This is a genomic window from Hephaestia mangrovi (assembly GCF_019880555.1).
Lineage (GTDB): Bacteria > Pseudomonadota > Alphaproteobacteria > Sphingomonadales > Sphingomonadaceae > Sphingomonas > Sphingomonas mangrovi.
Genome location: NZ_JAINVU010000004.1, coordinates 281,451 through 297,637, shown reverse-complemented (window position 1 = coordinate 297,637; position 16,187 = coordinate 281,451). Strand labels below are relative to the sequence as shown.

General features: G+C 66.1%; 13 protein-coding genes. 6 read left to right on the top strand and 7 right to left on the bottom strand.

What is annotated here, in order from left to right; translation table 11 throughout:
* Positions 1-29: 29 nt before the first annotated feature.
* Positions 30-260, bottom strand: coding sequence for a twin transmembrane helix small protein (locus K7G81_RS11795; RefSeq protein ID WP_223030989.1), 231 nt, complete (start codon positions 258-260; stop codon positions 30-32).
* A gap of 9 nt (positions 261-269) precedes the next feature.
* On the bottom strand, positions 270-1,139 hold the full coding sequence (gene gluQRS, locus K7G81_RS11790) for a tRNA glutamyl-Q(34) synthetase GluQRS (RefSeq protein WP_439649545.1): 870 nt from the start codon (positions 1,137-1,139) through the stop codon (positions 270-272).
* Positions 1,140-1,247: 108 nt separating this feature from the next.
* On the opposite strand from gluQRS, the gene K7G81_RS11785 reads away from it, so the two are divergent.
* The 3 genes from K7G81_RS11785 to ppc all read left to right on the top strand — a co-directional run bounded on the left by K7G81_RS11785 (position 1,248) and on the right by ppc (position 5,082).
* Positions 1,248-1,814, top strand: a complete 567-nt coding sequence (locus K7G81_RS11785; RefSeq protein ID WP_223030987.1) for an HNH endonuclease — start codon at positions 1,248-1,250, stop codon at positions 1,812-1,814.
* An 83-nt stretch (positions 1,815-1,897) separates the two neighbouring features.
* Complete coding sequence (locus K7G81_RS11780; protein ID WP_223030986.1) at positions 1,898-2,335, top strand: EF-hand domain-containing protein; 438 nt, start codon at positions 1,898-1,900, stop codon at positions 2,333-2,335.
* A 71-nt stretch (positions 2,336-2,406) separates the two neighbouring features.
* A complete protein-coding gene (gene ppc / locus K7G81_RS11775) occupies positions 2,407-5,082 on the top strand; it encodes a phosphoenolpyruvate carboxylase (protein ID WP_223030985.1) in 2,676 nt (891 codons plus the stop codon).
* A gap of 103 nt (positions 5,083-5,185) precedes the next feature.
* Here the strand turns inward: ppc and K7G81_RS11770 are convergent, their stop codons facing one another.
* Genes K7G81_RS11770 through K7G81_RS11755 form a run of 4 tightly spaced genes read right to left on the bottom strand, consistent with a single transcriptional unit; the run spans position 5,186 to position 8,754 of the window.
* Positions 5,186-5,674, bottom strand: coding sequence for a methylated-DNA--[protein]-cysteine S-methyltransferase (locus K7G81_RS11770; protein WP_223030984.1), 489 nt, complete (start codon positions 5,672-5,674; stop codon positions 5,186-5,188).
* Positions 5,675-5,723: 49 nt separating this feature from the next.
* Complete coding sequence (locus tag K7G81_RS11765; RefSeq protein ID WP_223030983.1) at positions 5,724-6,116, bottom strand: acyl-CoA thioesterase; 393 nt, start codon at positions 6,114-6,116, stop codon at positions 5,724-5,726.
* Positions 6,116-6,685, bottom strand: a complete 570-nt coding sequence (locus K7G81_RS11760; protein ID WP_223030982.1) for a DedA family protein — start codon at positions 6,683-6,685, stop codon at positions 6,116-6,118. Before K7G81_RS11760 ends, K7G81_RS11765 begins: the two co-directional genes overlap by 1 nt.
* A gap of 8 nt (positions 6,686-6,693) precedes the next feature.
* A complete protein-coding gene (locus K7G81_RS11755) occupies positions 6,694-8,754 on the bottom strand; it encodes a S9 family peptidase (protein WP_223030981.1) in 2,061 nt (686 codons plus the stop codon).
* A 435-nt stretch (positions 8,755-9,189) separates the two neighbouring features.
* On the opposite strand from K7G81_RS11755, the gene rplJ reads away from it, so the two are divergent.
* Both rplJ and rplL read left to right on the top strand, forming a co-directional pair.
* Entirely contained in the window at positions 9,190-9,705 is a 516-nt protein-coding gene (rplJ, locus tag K7G81_RS11750; protein WP_223030980.1) for a 50S ribosomal protein L10, read from the top strand.
* 72 nt (positions 9,706-9,777) lie between these two features.
* Positions 9,778-10,161 (top strand): 50S ribosomal protein L7/L12, encoded by a 384-nt coding sequence (rplL, locus tag K7G81_RS11745; protein WP_223030979.1) that lies wholly within the window; start codon positions 9,778-9,780, stop codon positions 10,159-10,161.
* Between the two features lie 317 nt (positions 10,162-10,478).
* Here the strand turns inward: rplL and K7G81_RS11740 are convergent, their stop codons facing one another.
* Entirely contained in the window at positions 10,479-11,654 is a 1,176-nt protein-coding gene (locus K7G81_RS11740) for a hypothetical protein (protein ID WP_223030978.1), read from the bottom strand.
* 345 nt (positions 11,655-11,999) lie between these two features.
* Between K7G81_RS11740 and rpoB the strand changes: the two genes are divergently transcribed.
* Positions 12,000-16,148 (top strand): DNA-directed RNA polymerase subunit beta, encoded by a 4,149-nt coding sequence (rpoB, locus tag K7G81_RS11735; RefSeq protein ID WP_223030977.1) that lies wholly within the window; start codon positions 12,000-12,002, stop codon positions 16,146-16,148.
* Positions 16,149-16,187: the final 39 nt, after the last annotated feature.

The window sequence follows — 16,187 nt, the reverse complement described above, 5'->3', positions numbered from 1 at the left end:
GCACCGGGACGCGCGTCAGCGCATCGACCTCAGCCGTTATGGCCGGCGGCGAACAGGATCAGCACGACGATCAGGATGGCGATTGCCTGAAAGAAGATGCGCGCCTGCATCAGCTTGTTCGAGCGGATGCTCGCCTCGCTCGGCCCGGTGCCGCGCACTTCGGCATCGGCGTTGCGCATGAAATTGACCACGCCGCGCACGAGCGCGACCACCGTGGCGATCATCGCGGCAACCAGCAGAATGACGAGAAACGTGTTCACGTCTCCAACCTAGTCCTTTCTCGCCAGGAATCCAGTGGGCAGTCGCCCCGCGCGCAGATCGTCGGCCAGCGCGCGACCGTCCGCCCCGGCGAGGCGCAGCGACTCCAGCGTCGGCGCACCATGACGTTTGGCGAGGCGATTGCCATCGGCATCGATGAGCAACGGATGGTGGCGATATACTGGAGTCGGCAGTCCGAGCAGCGCCTGCAGCACGCGATGGACATGCGTCGCGGCGAACAGATCGGCGCCGCGGACGATATGGGTCACGCCCTGCGCCGCATCATCCACGGTAACCGCGAGGTGATAGCTCGACGGCGCATCCTTGCGCGCGAGCACGACGTCGCCGAACACCGCCGGATCGGCGACCTGTTCGCCGGCGATTTCGTCATGCCAGGGGAGCAGGCCGGCCTGACGCACGGCGCGCGCCATGTCGAGCCGCCAGGCGTGCGGCTCGGCGAGCCGCGCGACGCGCTCGGCCGCGCTCACCGCCCGGCACGTCCCCGGATAGACGGGGCCATCGGGCCCATGCGGCGCCGATCCGGCAGCGGCGATCTCGCGCGCGATCCCGGCGCGGGTGCAGAAGCAGGGATAGACGAGCCCCCTCGCCTTCAGCGCATCGAGCGCGGCCTGGTAGCGATCGAGCCGTTCGGACTGGAACACCACATCGCCGTCCCAGGCCAGCCCGAGCCATGCGAGATCGGCGAGGATCGTCTCGACATGCTCGGGCCGGCTGCGCGTGCCGTCGATATCCTCGATCCGCAGCAAGAAGCGTCCGCCGCGAGTTCGCGCATAATCATCGGCCGCGATCGCCGAGAAGGCATGGCCGAGATGGAGGCGTCCCGTCGGGCTCGGCGCGAAGCGGGTAACAACTCGGTTCATCGCATCCATGACTCACGCTGACTCTTGACGGCGATTCATCGCTTGTGCTGTCATCATCGCGTCATCCGGATGCGCGAAAGCGCGGCCGAACAAGGCGGGGGAGAAGGCGTGTACCATCCCGATCTGATCCGACATCCGGACGGCTGTCCCGCACTCGTGCTCAACGCCGATTATACCCCGCTCAGTTATTATCCGCTGAGCGTGTGGCCGTGGCAGACCGCGGTCAAGGCGGTGTTCCTCGATCGCGTCGATATCGTCGACCATTACGAGCGCGAAGTGCGAAGTCCCACCGCGAGGCTGAAGCTCCCTTCGGTCATCGCGCTCAAACAATATGTCAAACCGTCCCAATTCCCCGCCTTCACCCGTTTCAATCTGTTCCTGCGCGACAAGTTCGCTTGCCAATATTGCGGATCGCCCCGCGACCTCACCTTCGATCACGTCGTCCCCCGCGCCCAGCGCGGCCGCACCACCTGGGAAAATGTCGTGACCGCCTGCGCGCCATGCAACCTGAAGAAAGGCGGCCGGACGCCGCAACAAGCGCATATGCCGCTCCGCGTGCCGCCGATCCGCCCGACCAGCTGGCAATTGCAGGAGCATGGCCGCTCGTTCCCGCCCAATTTCCTGCACGAGACGTGGCGGGATTGGCTTTATTGGGACATCGAACTCGAAGCCTGATTGATTTCGTGATGCGGTTTCAGCCTATTGAATCCGTCCAAGCGTGCGCCACATGAGGCGAAACCAGTCAAGGACTCCCCCCGATGCGCCGCGTTTCGATCATCGCCATTACACTGGCCCTGGGCGTCGCCACCGCGGCCTGCTCCAGCCACAAGGAAGAGAAAGCCGCTGCGAACAGCACCGTGGCACCCGCCGGGTTCGTCCCGCCGACCGCGCTCAACCGCACCGATTTCGTCGACTTGCTCGACAAGCGCTTCACCCAGCTCGATCTCAATCACGATTCGATCCTCGAGGCGAGCGAGGTGCCGGAACGGCACCATGACCAGATCCTGGCTGCCGATGCCAATCACGACGGCAAGATCACGCTCGACGAATTCGAAAAACACGGCCTCGCCCGTTTCGACGCGGCGGATAGCAATCAGGACCAGGTGCTGACCGGCGAGGAACGCCGCGCCGCGCTGGGTTCCGAGATGAACAACGACGCCGCCGCAGCCAACGATAGCGCCGCGAACGCCGACTAAACCGTAATTGGGGCCGGCCTAAACACCTGCTGCGGTTGACGCTCGCGCTGGTGCAGTGCAGCAAGGCGCGCATGGCTGAACTTCCCCCCATCACGAACAATCCCGACATCCGTTTTCTCGGCGCACTGCTGGGTGACGTCATCCGCGCCTATGGCGGCGACGCACTGTTCAGCCGAATCGAATATATACGATCGACCTCGGTCGATCGCGCGCGCGGCGTGGCCACCGCGGATGCCATCGATCCGGGGCTCGATCGCCTCTCGCTCGACGAGACGCTGGATTTCACGCGCGGTTTCATGCTGTTTTCGATGCTCGCCAATCTGGCCGAGGATCGTCAGGGCGTCAGTGCCGAGAAGGGCGCCGACGTCGCCGCAGCAATCGCCCGGCTGGAAGGCCAGGGCATCGATCGCGCCGCGATCGTCGACCTGTTCGCGCACGGGCTGATCGCGCCGGTACTGACCGCGCACCCCACCGAAGTCCGCCGCAAATCGATGATCGACCACCGCAACCGCATCGCCGAGCTGATGGCGATGAAGGATCGCGGGCTGGCGACGACGCCCGATGGCGACGATGTCGACCAGGCGATCGTCCGTCAGATCGCCTTGTTGTGGCAGACCCGCGTGCTGCGCCGTGAAAAGCTCTATGTCACCGACGAGATCGAGACCGCGCTGAGCTATTTTCGCGACGTTTTCCTGGTCGCCCTCCCGGCGCTCTACCAGCGTTGGGACCGCGCGATCGGCGAGCGGCTGCCGAGCTTCCTCAAGCCCGGTAGCTGGATCGGCGGCGACCGCGACGGCAATCCCTTCGTCACCGCCGATTCGATGCGGACCGCGCTGGCCCGCGCCTGCGAGACGGTGTTGACCGCTTATATGGCCGGCGTCCACGCGCTGGGCGCGGAGCTATCGATCTCGGCGCGATATGCCACCGTCACCGATGATATCCTGGCGCTGGCCGAGGCAAGCCACGACGATGCCGAGAGCCGCTCCGACGAGCCCTATCGCCGCGCGCTGACCGGGATTTACGCCCGGCTGGCGGCGACCTTCACCCATTTCACCGGCAAGGCCCCGCCCCGCCACGTCGCGCACGAGGCCGAGCCCTATGCGACGCCGCAGGACTTGCGCGCCGATCTCGCCGCGATCGCGCACGGGCTGGCCGCGAGCGGGCACGGCACCTTGGGATCGGGCGGCTCGCTGGGACGGCTGATCCGATCTGTCGAAACCTTCGGCTTCCACCTCCACACGCTCGACATGCGGCAGAATTCGGCGGTTCACGAGCGCGTCGTCGCCGAGCTGCTGAAGGTCGCCGGCGTCGAAAGCGATTATGCCGCGCTCAGCGAGGGCGCGCGGCTGACCTTGCTGCGCCAGGAACTCGCCTCGCCGCGCCCGCTGATGAGCCGGTTCAGCGACTATAGCGACGAGACGCGATCGGAACTCGCCATCCTCGAAGCGGCGGCGGAAGCGCACAAGCGCTACGGCAAGGCCGCGATCGTCAATTACATCGTGTCGATGGCGACCTCGGTCTCCGACCTGCTCGAGGTCAATCTGCTGCTGCGCGAAGTCGGGCTTTATCGCCCCGGCGACACGCCGGAAGCCGACATCATGGCGGTGCCGTTGTTCGAGACGGTCGGCGATCTCGAAGCCGCGCCGGAAGTGATGGCGGACTGGTTCGCGCTGCCCGAGGTCAAGACGATCACCGCCGCGCGCGGCTATCAGGAAGTGATGATCGGCTATTCGGACTCGAACAAGGACGGCGGCTATCTCACCTCGACCTGGCAGCTTTCCAAGGCATCGAGCGCGCTGGCGCCGGTGTTCGAGGAAGCGGGCGTGCGCATGCAGCTGTTCCACGGCCGCGGCGGCGCGGTGGGGCGCGGCGGCGGCTCGGCCTTCGCGGCGATCCGCGCGCAGCCGCCGGGCACGGTGCAGGGCCGCATCCGCATCACCGAGCAGGGCGAAGTGATCGCGGGCAAATACGGCACGCCCGAAACGGCGATGACCAATCTGGAGGCGATGGCATCGGCGACACTGCTCGCCAGCCTCGAGCCGGAGCGGCTATCCGACCGTGATTACGCGCGCTTTTCCGGCGCGATGGACGCGCTGTCCGACACCGCGTTCAAAACCTATCGCGATCTGGTTTACGGCACCGAGGGCTTCACCACCTTCTTCCGCCAGATGACCCCGATCGCCGAGATCGCGGGCCTGAAGATCGGCTCGCGGCCCGCCAGCCGCAAGAAATCGGACGCGATCGAGGATCTGCGCGCGATCCCCTGGGTGTTCTCATGGAGCCAGGCGCGCGTAATGCTGCCCGGCTGGTTCGGCGTCGGCCATGCGATCGCGGCGTTCGACGACAAGGCGCTGCTCGCCGATATGGCGCAAGGTTGGCCACTGTTCGCCGCGACGCTCGCCAACATGGAGCAGGTGCTCGCCAAATCGGACATGGGTATCGCTGCGCGCTACGCGACGCTGGTCGAGGACGCCGGGTTGCGCGACGGCGTGTTCAGCCGCATTCGCGACGGCTGGCAGAAAACGCATGACGGGCTGCTGGAAATCACCGGCCAATCGCGGCTGCTGGAAAAGCACCCGGGCCTGCAGAATTCGATCCGCCTGCGCCTGCCCTATATCGAGCCGCTCAACCTGCTGCAGATCGAACTGATGAAGCGCCACCGCGCCGGCGAGACCGACGAGCGGATCGGCGAGGGCATCCTGCTGTCGATCAACGCGATCGCGACAGCGCTGCGGAACAGCGGCTAACAGATACGCGTCATTGAGAGCGAAGCGAAGCAATCCAAGGCAGCGCAGAGTCGCTAGATTGCTTCATCGCTCCGTTCCTCGCGATGACGAGGCCGGACGCTGGTCACAGCAATCGCGGCGCTTGCTCCAGATCGAGCAGGAAGGCCTTGTTCTCGAGCCCGCCGCCGAAGCCGGTGAGACTGCCGTTGGCGCCGATCACGCGGTGGCAGGGCGCGACGATCGGGATCGGATTGCGGCCGTTCGCCGCGCCGACCGCGCGCGTCGCGCTCGGCTGGCCGAGCTGGACCGCGATGTCGCGATAGCTGCGCGTTTCGCCGAACGGGATCGTCAGCAGCGCGTGCCACACCCGCCGCTGGAAATCGGTGCCGCGGAAATCGAGCGGCAGATCGAAATCCTGCCGCTCGCCGGCGAAATAGGCGGCGAGCTGACGTTCGGTCTGGTCGAGCACGGGATGCGGCGCGGTTTCGGGCGCTGCGCCGAACGGCGGCGCCGCGGCGTCGTCCTGCCAGGCGATGGCGACGAGGTGACGGTCGCTGGCCACCAGCGTCAACCGGCCGACGGGGGATTCGATGCGGCGATAGACGTCAGTCATGGCGCCTTCCTGCCACATCGCCGCGCCCTCGACATCCCGCCGCTTGCGCTCAACGCTCGAGGAACGGCGCGGCGATATCGTCGCGCACGCGCAGCAGCCGGCCGCTGGCACGATCGAGCAGCGCCCAGGTCGTCACCGCCTCGACCATCACCTTGCCGTTGGCGCCGACGAAGCGGACATGGCGATCGAACCGCGCGCCCCTGGGCGGATCGGGCACCCAGGTCTCGGCGGTGACCGTCTCGCCCTCGCGCAGATTGCCGCGATAATCGATCTCGTGCCGCGTTACGACCCAGATATAGGCGTCGCGATGCGCCGCCGGCGCCACCGCCTGCCAGTGCGCGACCGCGATCTCCTGGATCCACTGCACCCACACCGCATTGTTGACGTGGCCGAGCTCGTCGATGTCTGCCGGGGTCGCGGTGAACGAGCGGGTGAAGCGCATCACTCGGTCTCCCGCATTCGCCACCTGCGGATCGTCTGCACCGCACCGATCGCGATCACCGCCGCGACGATCGCGAGCAGCACGACATGGCGCACGCCATGGACGTGGCCGAATGCCGCCTCGATCGCATGCCCAAACAGAAAGCCGAGTCCGACGAACAACGCCCCCCACACCGCAGCAGCGACCGCGTTCATCGCGATGAAGGTTCGCGTCGGGACGTTGCTGGTGCCGATCGCGACGGGGCTGACGGTGCGAATGCCGTAGATGAAGCGGAACGCGAAGACGAACGCGCGCGGATAGCGTTCCAGCAGACCAAGAGCGCGGGCAAATGCCGGGCGTTGCTGCGCCTTGCGAACCCAACGCCGCTCCCGGAAGCGGCGACCGAGCAGGAAGAACAGCTGATCCGCGACGAACGATCCCAGGGCAGCCGCCGCCATCGCCGCCGGCAGCGTGAAATAGCCCTGGTGCGCCAGCAGCCCGCCGGCAATCGCCGCAGTCTCGCCCTCGAAGCCCGCGCCGGCGAACACCGCAACGATGCCGTAGCGCGCGATGATCGCCTCGATCGGCATCGGTGACGTCAGCCCTCCACCCCCAGCTGCCATAGGACGAAGGCATGTTCCTCGGCCGCCTCGCGCAGGCTTTCGAAGCGACCGGACTTGCCACCGTGGCCGGCGCCCATGTTGGTTTTCAAAAGCAGCACATTGTCGTCGGTCTTGGTCGCGCGGAGTTTGGCGGCCCATTTGGCGGGCTCCCAATAGGTCACGCGCGGATCGTTGAGGCCTCCGCTGATGAACAGCGGCGGGTAAGCCTGCGCCGTCACATTGTCGTAGGGCGAATAGCTGCGGATCAGCTCGAACGCCGCCTTGTCGGTGATCGGATTGCCCCATTCGGGCCATTCGCCGGGGGTGAGCGGCAGATCGGGATCGAGCATCGTGTTGAGCACGTCGACGAACGGTACGTCGGCGATTACCGCGCCCCATAGTTCGGGGTCCGAATTGACGATGGCGCCCATCAGCTCGCCGCCGGCCGAGCGGCCCGCCGTCGCGATGCGCCCGGCGCTGGTCCAGCCCTGTGCGATCAGGCCACGCGCGACGTCGACGAAATCGTTGAAGGTGTTGGTGCGCTTGTCGAGCTTGCCCTGGTGATACCAGTCTTGCCCGAGGTCGTCGCCGCCGCGGATGTGCGCGATGGCATAGGCGAAGCCGCGGTCGAGCAGGCTCAGCCGGCCGGTGGAGAAGCCCGGCGGGATCGCCATGCCATAAGCGCCATAGGCATAGAGGAACAGCGGGCGCGACCCATCCTTGGGAAAGCCGTTCGGATAGACGATCGAGACGGGCACCTGCGTCCCGTCGCGCACGGTGATCTTGAGCCGCTCGGTGGCGTATTTCGAGGCGTCGTAGCCGCTCGGGATTTCCTGCACCTTGAGCGTTTCGAGCTCGCCGGTAGCGAGGTGATAATCGAACACCGTTCCAGGCGTGACCATCGATTCATAGCCCATCCGCAGGCTCGTCACGGCATATTCGGGATTGCTGCCGAGGCCGGCGGCGTAGCTCGCTTCGGGGAACAGCACGCGGCGCGGCGCGATCGTCGGGTCATACGAGTGGATGTCGACCTGATCGAGCCCGTCCTCGCGGCCCTCGACGACGAAGAAATCGGCGAAGCAAGCGACGCCGGTCATGTAGAAATGCTTCGACGGCGCGATCAGCTCGCGCCACTCGCCGGGCGTGTCGATCGACGCGATGCACAGGCGCCACATCGGATCGGTGTCGTTGGTGTGGATGAACAATGTGCCGTCATGCTCGTCGACATCATATTCGCGGCCCGGTTCGCGCGGCGCGACGAGGATCGGCTCGGCGGTGGGATCACTCGCCGGGACGAGGCGGACCTCGCTCGTGACATGATCGCCGGTGGCGATGATGATCCACTTGCGCGACTGGGTTTCGGAAACGCCGACGCGATAGCCCTCGTCATCCTCGTGATAGAGCTCGATATCGTCCTCGACAGGGGTGCCGAGGCGGTGGAGGCGGGCATTGTCGGTGCGCCATTGCGCGTTGGCGAGGCCGTAGAGGAAGGCCGAATCGTCGGCGGTCCAGACGATCTCCGACAGCATGCCGGGGATCACCTCGGGCAGATGCTCGCCGGTCTCGAGATTCTTGACGTGAATGGTGAAGCGTTCGGAGCCGTTGTCGTCGATCGCATAGGCAAGCAGCGTGCCGTCGTTCGACACCGAGAAGGCGCCGAGGCGGAAATACTCCTTGCCCTCGGCCAGCGCCGGCTCGTCGAGCAGCAACTGGTCCGCGCCGCCAGCAACCGGCTTGCGCCACCATTTGCGATATTGGCCGCCGGTCTCATAGGCCGTCCAGTAGAGCCAGTCACCGTCCTGCTGCGGCACGCTCGAATCGTCTTCCTTGATGCGGCCCTTCATCTCTTCGTAGAGCCGGTCGACGAGCGGCTGGTGCGGCTTCATCGCCGCCTCGAAATAGGCGTTTTCGGCTTCGAGATAGGCGAGCACGTCCTTGTCGGAGACGTCCGGATAGTTCGGGTCCTTGAGCCACGCCCAGGGGTCGTGGATCGTGTGGCCATGGGCAGTGAAGCTGTGGGGGCGAGTCGCCGCGACGGGCGGTTTGAGGTCGATCATGGCTGGCAGCCCTATCGCGAGGCTGGTGGCCTAGTCGAGGGGTATCAATACCACTCGTCACCCTGAACTCGTTTCAGGGGCCATGGCCCAACATCAGCGACGCCCACGGCGCCAGCGTTGCACCATGGATGATGAAACAAGTCCAGCATGACGGGGAAGGAAGGCGCGCGGTTGACTTTTCCGCGCACGCCTGTAGAGTGCCGGCCACCTCGTCCTGCGCGTGCGTGGGCCGAGTCTCGTCCGAGACAGCGAGTGGGCCTTGCGCCCTTGATTTCTCGCCGAGACGGGGAAAAGGATTTCAAGGCCGGCGCTTGCCGGTCTGCCGCGTCCATGCGGCGCCCTTCCCCATCGCAAGGACAAAACCGGGTGCGGCGTTCGCGCCTTGCCCGGCGTGTAACCGGCGGTTCTTCGGAGCCGCCAAACGTGGAGAATGGCATGGATCGTGCTCAAAAGACCGAGGCCGTTGCCGAGCTGAACCGCACCTTCAACGAGGTCGGCGTGGTGGTCGTCACCCGCAACCTCGGGCTCACTGTCGCGCAGTCGACCGAGCTTCGGATCAAAATGCGGGAAGCCGGCGCGACCTACAAGGTCTCGAAGAACAAGCTTGCCAAGATCGCGCTCAAGGACACCGATTATGCCGGGCTCAGCGACCTGCTGACCGGGCCGGTGGCCCTGGCTACCTCGACCGATCCGGTCGCCGCCGCCAAGGTGGTGTCGGATTTCGCGAAGACCAACGACAAGTTGGAAATCGTCGGCGGTGGCATGGGAACGACCGTTCTCGACGTCAAAGGTGTGAACGCACTCGCGTCGCTGCCGTCGCTCGACGAGCTGCGGGCCAAGATCGTGGGCCTCGTCCAGGCGCCCGCGACCAAGCTCGCCCAGCTTTCGAATGCGCCTGCCGCGAAGCTCGCGCGCGTGTTCGGTGCCTATGGCGCCAAGGATGCCGCCTGACAGCGATCGTCAAGCGAACAGCTTTTGTTTTGAACCGATTGGGGCAGTTGAGCCCCGCATGGAGACTTAAAAATGGCAGACCTGAACGCGCTGGTTGACCAGCTTTCCGAACTGACCGTCCTCGAGGCGGCTGACCTTGCCAAGCTTCTCGAAGAGAAGTGGGGCGTCTCGGCTGCTGCGGCCGTCGCCGTCGCCGGCCCGGCCGCCGGCGGTGCCGGTGGTGGCGCCGCGGCCGAAGAGGCCAAGGACGAGTTCGACGTGATCCTCACCGGCGACGGTGGCAAGAAGATCAACGTCATCAAGGAAGTCCGCGCCATCACCCAGCTCGGCCTGACCGAGGCGAAGGCCCTCGTCGAGGGCGCGCCGAAGGCCGTCAAGGAAGGCGTGAACAAGGAAGAGGCCGAGAAGATCAAGGCCCAGCTCGAAGCCGCCGGCGCGACCGTCGAGCTGAAGTAAGCCGCAAGGCTTGCGTGGCCTCGGTGCAAGCCGGGGCCGAGAGCAAAAGAAGGGGCGGCTCCCGCGCGGGGGCCGCCCTTTTTTGTGCCCGTCATACTGAACGTGTTTCAGCATCCATGGCGCATCAGTCGCGTCGCGCGTGTCGCCGGCGTTGGTCCGTGGACCCTGAAACAAGTTCGCCGGTGACGATGTGTGGAGACACGTTATCAACCAACCCGTCATGCCGGACTTGTTCCGGCATCCAACCATCCACGAACGATATAGCTTGAGGCGCATTGGACCCCCGGAACGAGTCCGGAGTGACGGTCAGCTCGGGGCTATCGCCTCACCCCCACCGCATGCGGGCGCGCCGTCACCGCGTCATACATGCGCGGTGCGCCGTCGAGCCAGAACGGGCGCATCCGCTCGCCTGCCTTCGGCGCGATGCCGATGACGAAGCTCCCGGCGGTCTGGGCCTCGCCGCCGGGCCAGCGGTATCGCAGGTCGACGGCGACGATCGGCACGAACATCGGCCGCCCCTGCACCGCCACGACGTTGATTGCGGCCTTGGGCAATTGCGCGAGCGCGCGAATCGGGCGGGCCTGGCCGGCAGCGAGTGTGAACGGCGCGATCATCGGCTTTTCGATCGGGGCATCGAGCCGCGCCTGCAACTCGGCATCGTGGCTGTTCCCCGCCGTGACCAGCTCGACGCGCATCTGCACGCCCTCCGCCGCGGCATTGCCGGTGTTCCTGACGACGAGATCGTAATCGACCGCGGCGCGACCGCCATCGGTGCCCGCGCTGCGTGGGGTGAAGCCGATTTCGAGGCGCGGCCGCGTCGCGGTGCCGGGGGGCTGGCGCGGCGGGACAACCGGACGCGGCGCGGGCGCCGGGACAAGCTGATCGGGCGCGATCCAATCCTCGTCATCCTCGTCCCATGCCGCGTCGGCCGGCACGGCACCGGCCGGGCTGCGGCGCAGGAACCACAAGACGACGCCAAGCGCAGGCAGCAGCAACAGGACGATGAACAGCGCGATCCACAACAAGGAATGGCCCGGTGCGGCGGCGGGCGCGGGCGCCGGGACCGCCGCGGGCGTCGCGGTTTCAGCGGGAACCGGCGTTGCGGCCGCGGACGGCGTGGCACTTGACGTTGCGCCAGGGGTAGCGGTCGGGGTGGCAGCCGGCGTCGGTGATGGCTTTGGCACAGGCGCCGGACTGCGGGCCGCGCGAGAAGGCGCAGCACGCGGGGTCGGCGTCGGGCTCGGCAGCGGCTGGACGGTCAGCGGCGCCGCCGGACTGGGCGTGGGCGTCGGGGTGGGAACCGGCATCGGCATCGGCGTGCGCGGCGCGATCGAGAAATTGTCGAGGCCGGGAAGCGTCTGCGGCGCCTGGCTGTTGGCCGGCGGCTGCGCCGGCGTGGTCTGGGCGGCGACCGGCGCGGCGCCGGCGGCGAGCGCGATCAGCGCCGGGCGGCGGCGCGGTCGTGGCGTGTTGAACGGCGGGAAACGCATCATCTGTCCGACAGGAAACAATCAGCCGCCCTAATCGCCGCAAGCTGAACGCTTGCCAACCGGCGAATGGGCCGACACGCGCCAGGACGCATTTCACGCGCGAGGTGTCGCACAATTGACACGCGTGCCCCGCGATCCTATATCGCCGTCCATATCCACGACATCCGGGAAATGATGCGTCGTCGCGCAACGCATCGGGCGAATGGGATGGCGATGGTTTCACGACGCTGCAAGCTGCGGTTTTCCTCCCCGAAGGAGGCGAACACGCGGCTTTTTGCGTCGTCTTGCGCGCCCCCTTCCGGTGGCATCCGGATGCGACATTCTGATCGACGAGGGCGAATCTAAAACATGGCGACCAAGGCAATCGAGGGCGGCACGCGCAAGCGCCGCATCCGCAAGATCTTCGGCAACATCCACGAAGTGGTGCAGATGCCGAACCTGATCGAGGTTCAGCGCGAATCCTACGAACAGTTCCTGCGGAGCGACCCGTCGATCGGCTACGTTTCGGGCCTGGAAAAGACGCTGCGCAGCGTGTTCCCGATCCGCGACTTCGCCGGCACCGCCGAGCTCGATTTCGTCAATTACGAGCTCGAGCCGCCCAAGTTCGATACCGATGAGTGCCGCCAGCGCGGCATCACCTATGCCGCGCCGATGCGCGTCACGCTGCGCCTGATCGTGTTCGAGGTCGATCCCGATACCGAAGCCCGTTCGGTGCTCGATATCAAGGAGCAGGACGTCTACATGGGCGACATGCCGCTCATGACCGAGAACGGCACCTTCCTGATCAACGGCACCGAGCGTGTCATCGTCTCGCAGATGCACCGCTCGCCGGGCGTGCTGTTCGACCATGACCGCGGCAAGACGCACTCGTCGGGCAAGTATCTCTTCGCTGCCCGCGTAATCCCCTATCGCGGCTCGTGGCTCGATTTCGAGTTCGACGCCAAGGACATCGTCAACGTCCGTATCGACCGCAAGCGCAAGCTACCGGTCACCGCGCTGCTCTACGCGCTGGGCCTGAACAGCGAGGACATCCTCAACCAGTTCTACAACCGCGTCACTTATGTGCGCGGCGAAGGCGGCTGGCAGATCCCGTTCGCAGCCGAGAACTGGCGCGGGGTGAAGCCGATGTTCGACATCGTCGACGCCGCGTCGGGCGAGGTGGTGTTCGCCGCCGGCCAGAAGATCAGCCCGCGCGCCGCCAACAAGGCGGCCAAGGACGGCCTCGAGACCCTGCTGATCCCGACCGAGGAAATCTTCGGCCGCTATTCGGCCTATGACCTCATCAACGAGAAGACCGGCGAGATCTATATCGAGGCGGGCGACGAAGTGTCGGCCGAGAATCTCGAAAAGCTCGACAAGGCCGGGATCGATCGCGTCGAACTGCTCGACATCGATCACGTTTCGACCGGCCCGTGGATCCGCAACACGCTGAAGGCCGACAAGGCCGAGGATCGCGAGCAGGCGTTGAGCGACATCTATCGCGTGATGCGCCCCGGCGAGCCGCCGACGCTGGAGACGGCCGAGGCGCTGTTCGCCGGCCTGTTCTTCGATCCCGATCGCTACGATCTGTCGGCGGTCGGCCGCGTCAAGCTCAACATGCGCCTCGGCCTCGACGCCGAGGACACGGTGACGACGCTGCGCACCGAGGATATCCTCGCGGTGGTCAAGGAACTGGTCGACCTCAAGGACGGCAAGGGCGAGGTCGATGATATCGACAACCTCGGCAACCGCCGCGTCCGCTCGGTCGGCGAGTTGCTCGAGAACCAGTATCGCGTCGGCTTGCTGCGCATGGAGCGCGCGGTGAAGGAGCGCATGTCGTCGATCGACGTGTCGACCGTCATGCCGAACGACCTGATCAACGCCAAGCCCGCGGTCGCCGCGGTGCGCGAGTTCTTCGGCTCGTCGCAGCTTTCGCAGTTCATGGACCAGACCAACCCGCTCTCCGAAGTGACGCATAAGCGTCGCGTTTCGGCGCTCGGGCCGGGCGGTCTCACCCGCGAGCGCGCGGGCTTCGAGGTCCGCGACGTCCATCCGACGCATTATGGCCGCATCTGCCCGATCGAGACGCCGGAAGGCCCGAACATCGGCCTGATCAACAGCCTCGCGACCTTCAGCCGCGTCAACAAATACGGCTTCATCGAGACGCCGTACCGCAAGGTGGTCGACCACAAGGTGACCAACGAGGTGATCTACCTGTCGGCGATGGAGGAGCAGAAGCACACCATCGCGCAGGCCAATGCCGAGCTCAATGAGGACGGCAGCTTCGTCGAGGAAATCGTCTCGTCGCGTCAGGCGGGCGAATTCCTGATGGCGATGCGCGACACGATCACGCTGATGGACGTCAGCCCCAAGCAGCTCGTGTCGGTCGCCGCGTCGCTCATTCCGTTCCTGGAAAACGACGATGCCAACCGCGCGCTGATGGGTTCGAACATGCAGCGCCAGGCGGTGCCGCTGGTTCGCGCCGAGGCGCCGTTCGTCGGCACCGGCATGGAAGAGACCGTCGCGCGCGATTCGGGCGCGGCGATCGCGGCCAAGCGCGCCGGCGTGGTCGATCAGGTCGATGCGACGCGTATCGTCATCCGCGCGACCGGCGACATTGATCCGACCGAGCCGGGCGTCGACATCTACACGCTGATGAAGTTCCAGCGTTCGAACCAGTCGACCTGCATCAACCAGCGTCCGCTGGTGAAGGTGGGCGACGTGGTCGAGGCCGGCGACGTGCTCGCCGACGGCCCGTCGACCGAGTTCGGCGAGCTGGCGCTGGGCCGCAACGCGCTGGTCGCGTTCATGCCTTGGAACGGCTACAACTATGAGGATTCGATCCTGCTTTCCGAGCGGATCGTGAAGGATGACGTCTTCACCTCGATCCACATCGACGAGTTCGAGGTGATGGCCCGCGACACCAAGCTCGGGCCGGAGGACATCACCCGCGACATCCCCAATGTCGGCGAGGAAGCGCTGCGCAACCTCGACGAGGCGGGCATCGTCTATGTCGGCGCCGAAGTGGAGCCGGGCGACATCCTGGTCGGCAAGATCACGCCGAAGGGCGAAAGCCCGATGACGCCGGAAGAAAAGCTGCTCCGCGCGATCTTCGGCGAAAAGGCGTCGGACGTGCGCGATACCTCGCTGCGTCTGCCGCCGGGCGTCGCCGGCACGATCGTCGAGGTCCGCGTGTTCAACCGTCACGGCATCGACAAGGACGAGCGCGCGCTGGCGATCGAACGCGAGGAGATCGAGCTCCTCAAGAAGGACGCCGACGACGAACGCTCGATCCTCAACCGCGCCACCTGGTCGCGGCTGAAGGAAATGCTGCTCGGCCAGGTCGCTACGGCCGCGCCGAAGGGTGTCAAGAAGGGCTCCGAGATCACCGACGAGCTGCTCGACGGCGTCGATCGTCACGAATGGTGGAAGTTCGCCGTTCAGGACGATGCGGTGCAGTCGGCGCTCGAAGCGGTCAAGGCGCAGTATGACGAGGCCGCCAAGAAGATCACCGACAAGTTCCACGATCGGCGCGAGAAGCTGGAGCGTGGCGACGAGCTGCCGCCGGGCGTGCTCAAGATGGTCAAGGTGTTCGTCGCGGTGAAGCGCAAGATGCAGCCGGGCGACAAGATGGCTGGCCGCCACGGCAACAAGGGTGTGGTCAGCCGCATCCTGCCGCAGGAGGACATGCCGTTCCTCGAGGACGGCACGCCTGTCGACATCGTCTTGAACCCGCTGGGCGTGCCTTCGCGCATGAACGTCGGGCAGATCTTCGAGACGCATCTCGGCTGGGCGGCGCGCAACCTGGGCATGCAGGTCAACCGCCAGCTCGAAGAGTGGCGCGAGGCCAATCCCGATCCGAAGCCGGGCGCGATGCCCGACGCGGTGAAGGCGCGGCTCAAGGAGATCTACGGCGAGTCCTACGCGGCCGAGATCGACGCGCGTGACGACGAGCAGGTGACCGAGCTGGTCAAGAACGTCGCCACTGGCGTTCCGATGGGCACCCCGGTGTTCGACGGCGCCCGCGAAGCCGACGTCTCGGCGATGCTGGAGCTGGCGGGTCTCGATACCTCGGGCCAGTCGGTGCTGTTCGACGGCCGCACGGGCGATCAGTTCGACCGCAAGGTGACGGTGGGCATCATCTATATGCTCAAGCTGCACCACCTGGTCGACGACAAGATCCACGCGCGCTCGATCGGGCCGTACAGCCTCGTCACCCAGCAGCCGCTGGGCGGCAAGGCGCAGTTCGGCGGCCAGCGCTTCGGCGAGATGGAGGTGTGGGCCTTGCAGGCTTACGGCGCCGCCTACACGCTGCAGGAGATGCTGACGGTGAAGTCCGACGACGTGGTCGGCCGCACCAAGGTCTATGAGGCGATCGTCAAGGGCGACGACACCTTCGAGGCCGGCATCCCCGAGAGCTTCAACGTGCTCGTCAAGGAAATGCGCTCGCTGGGTCTCAACGTCGAACTCAAGAACGACGAGGACGACGACGACGCGCCGGCATTGGCAGCGGAGTGATCAGGCGGGGCGTCGCTTCGGCGGCGCCCTTCCCCGCCC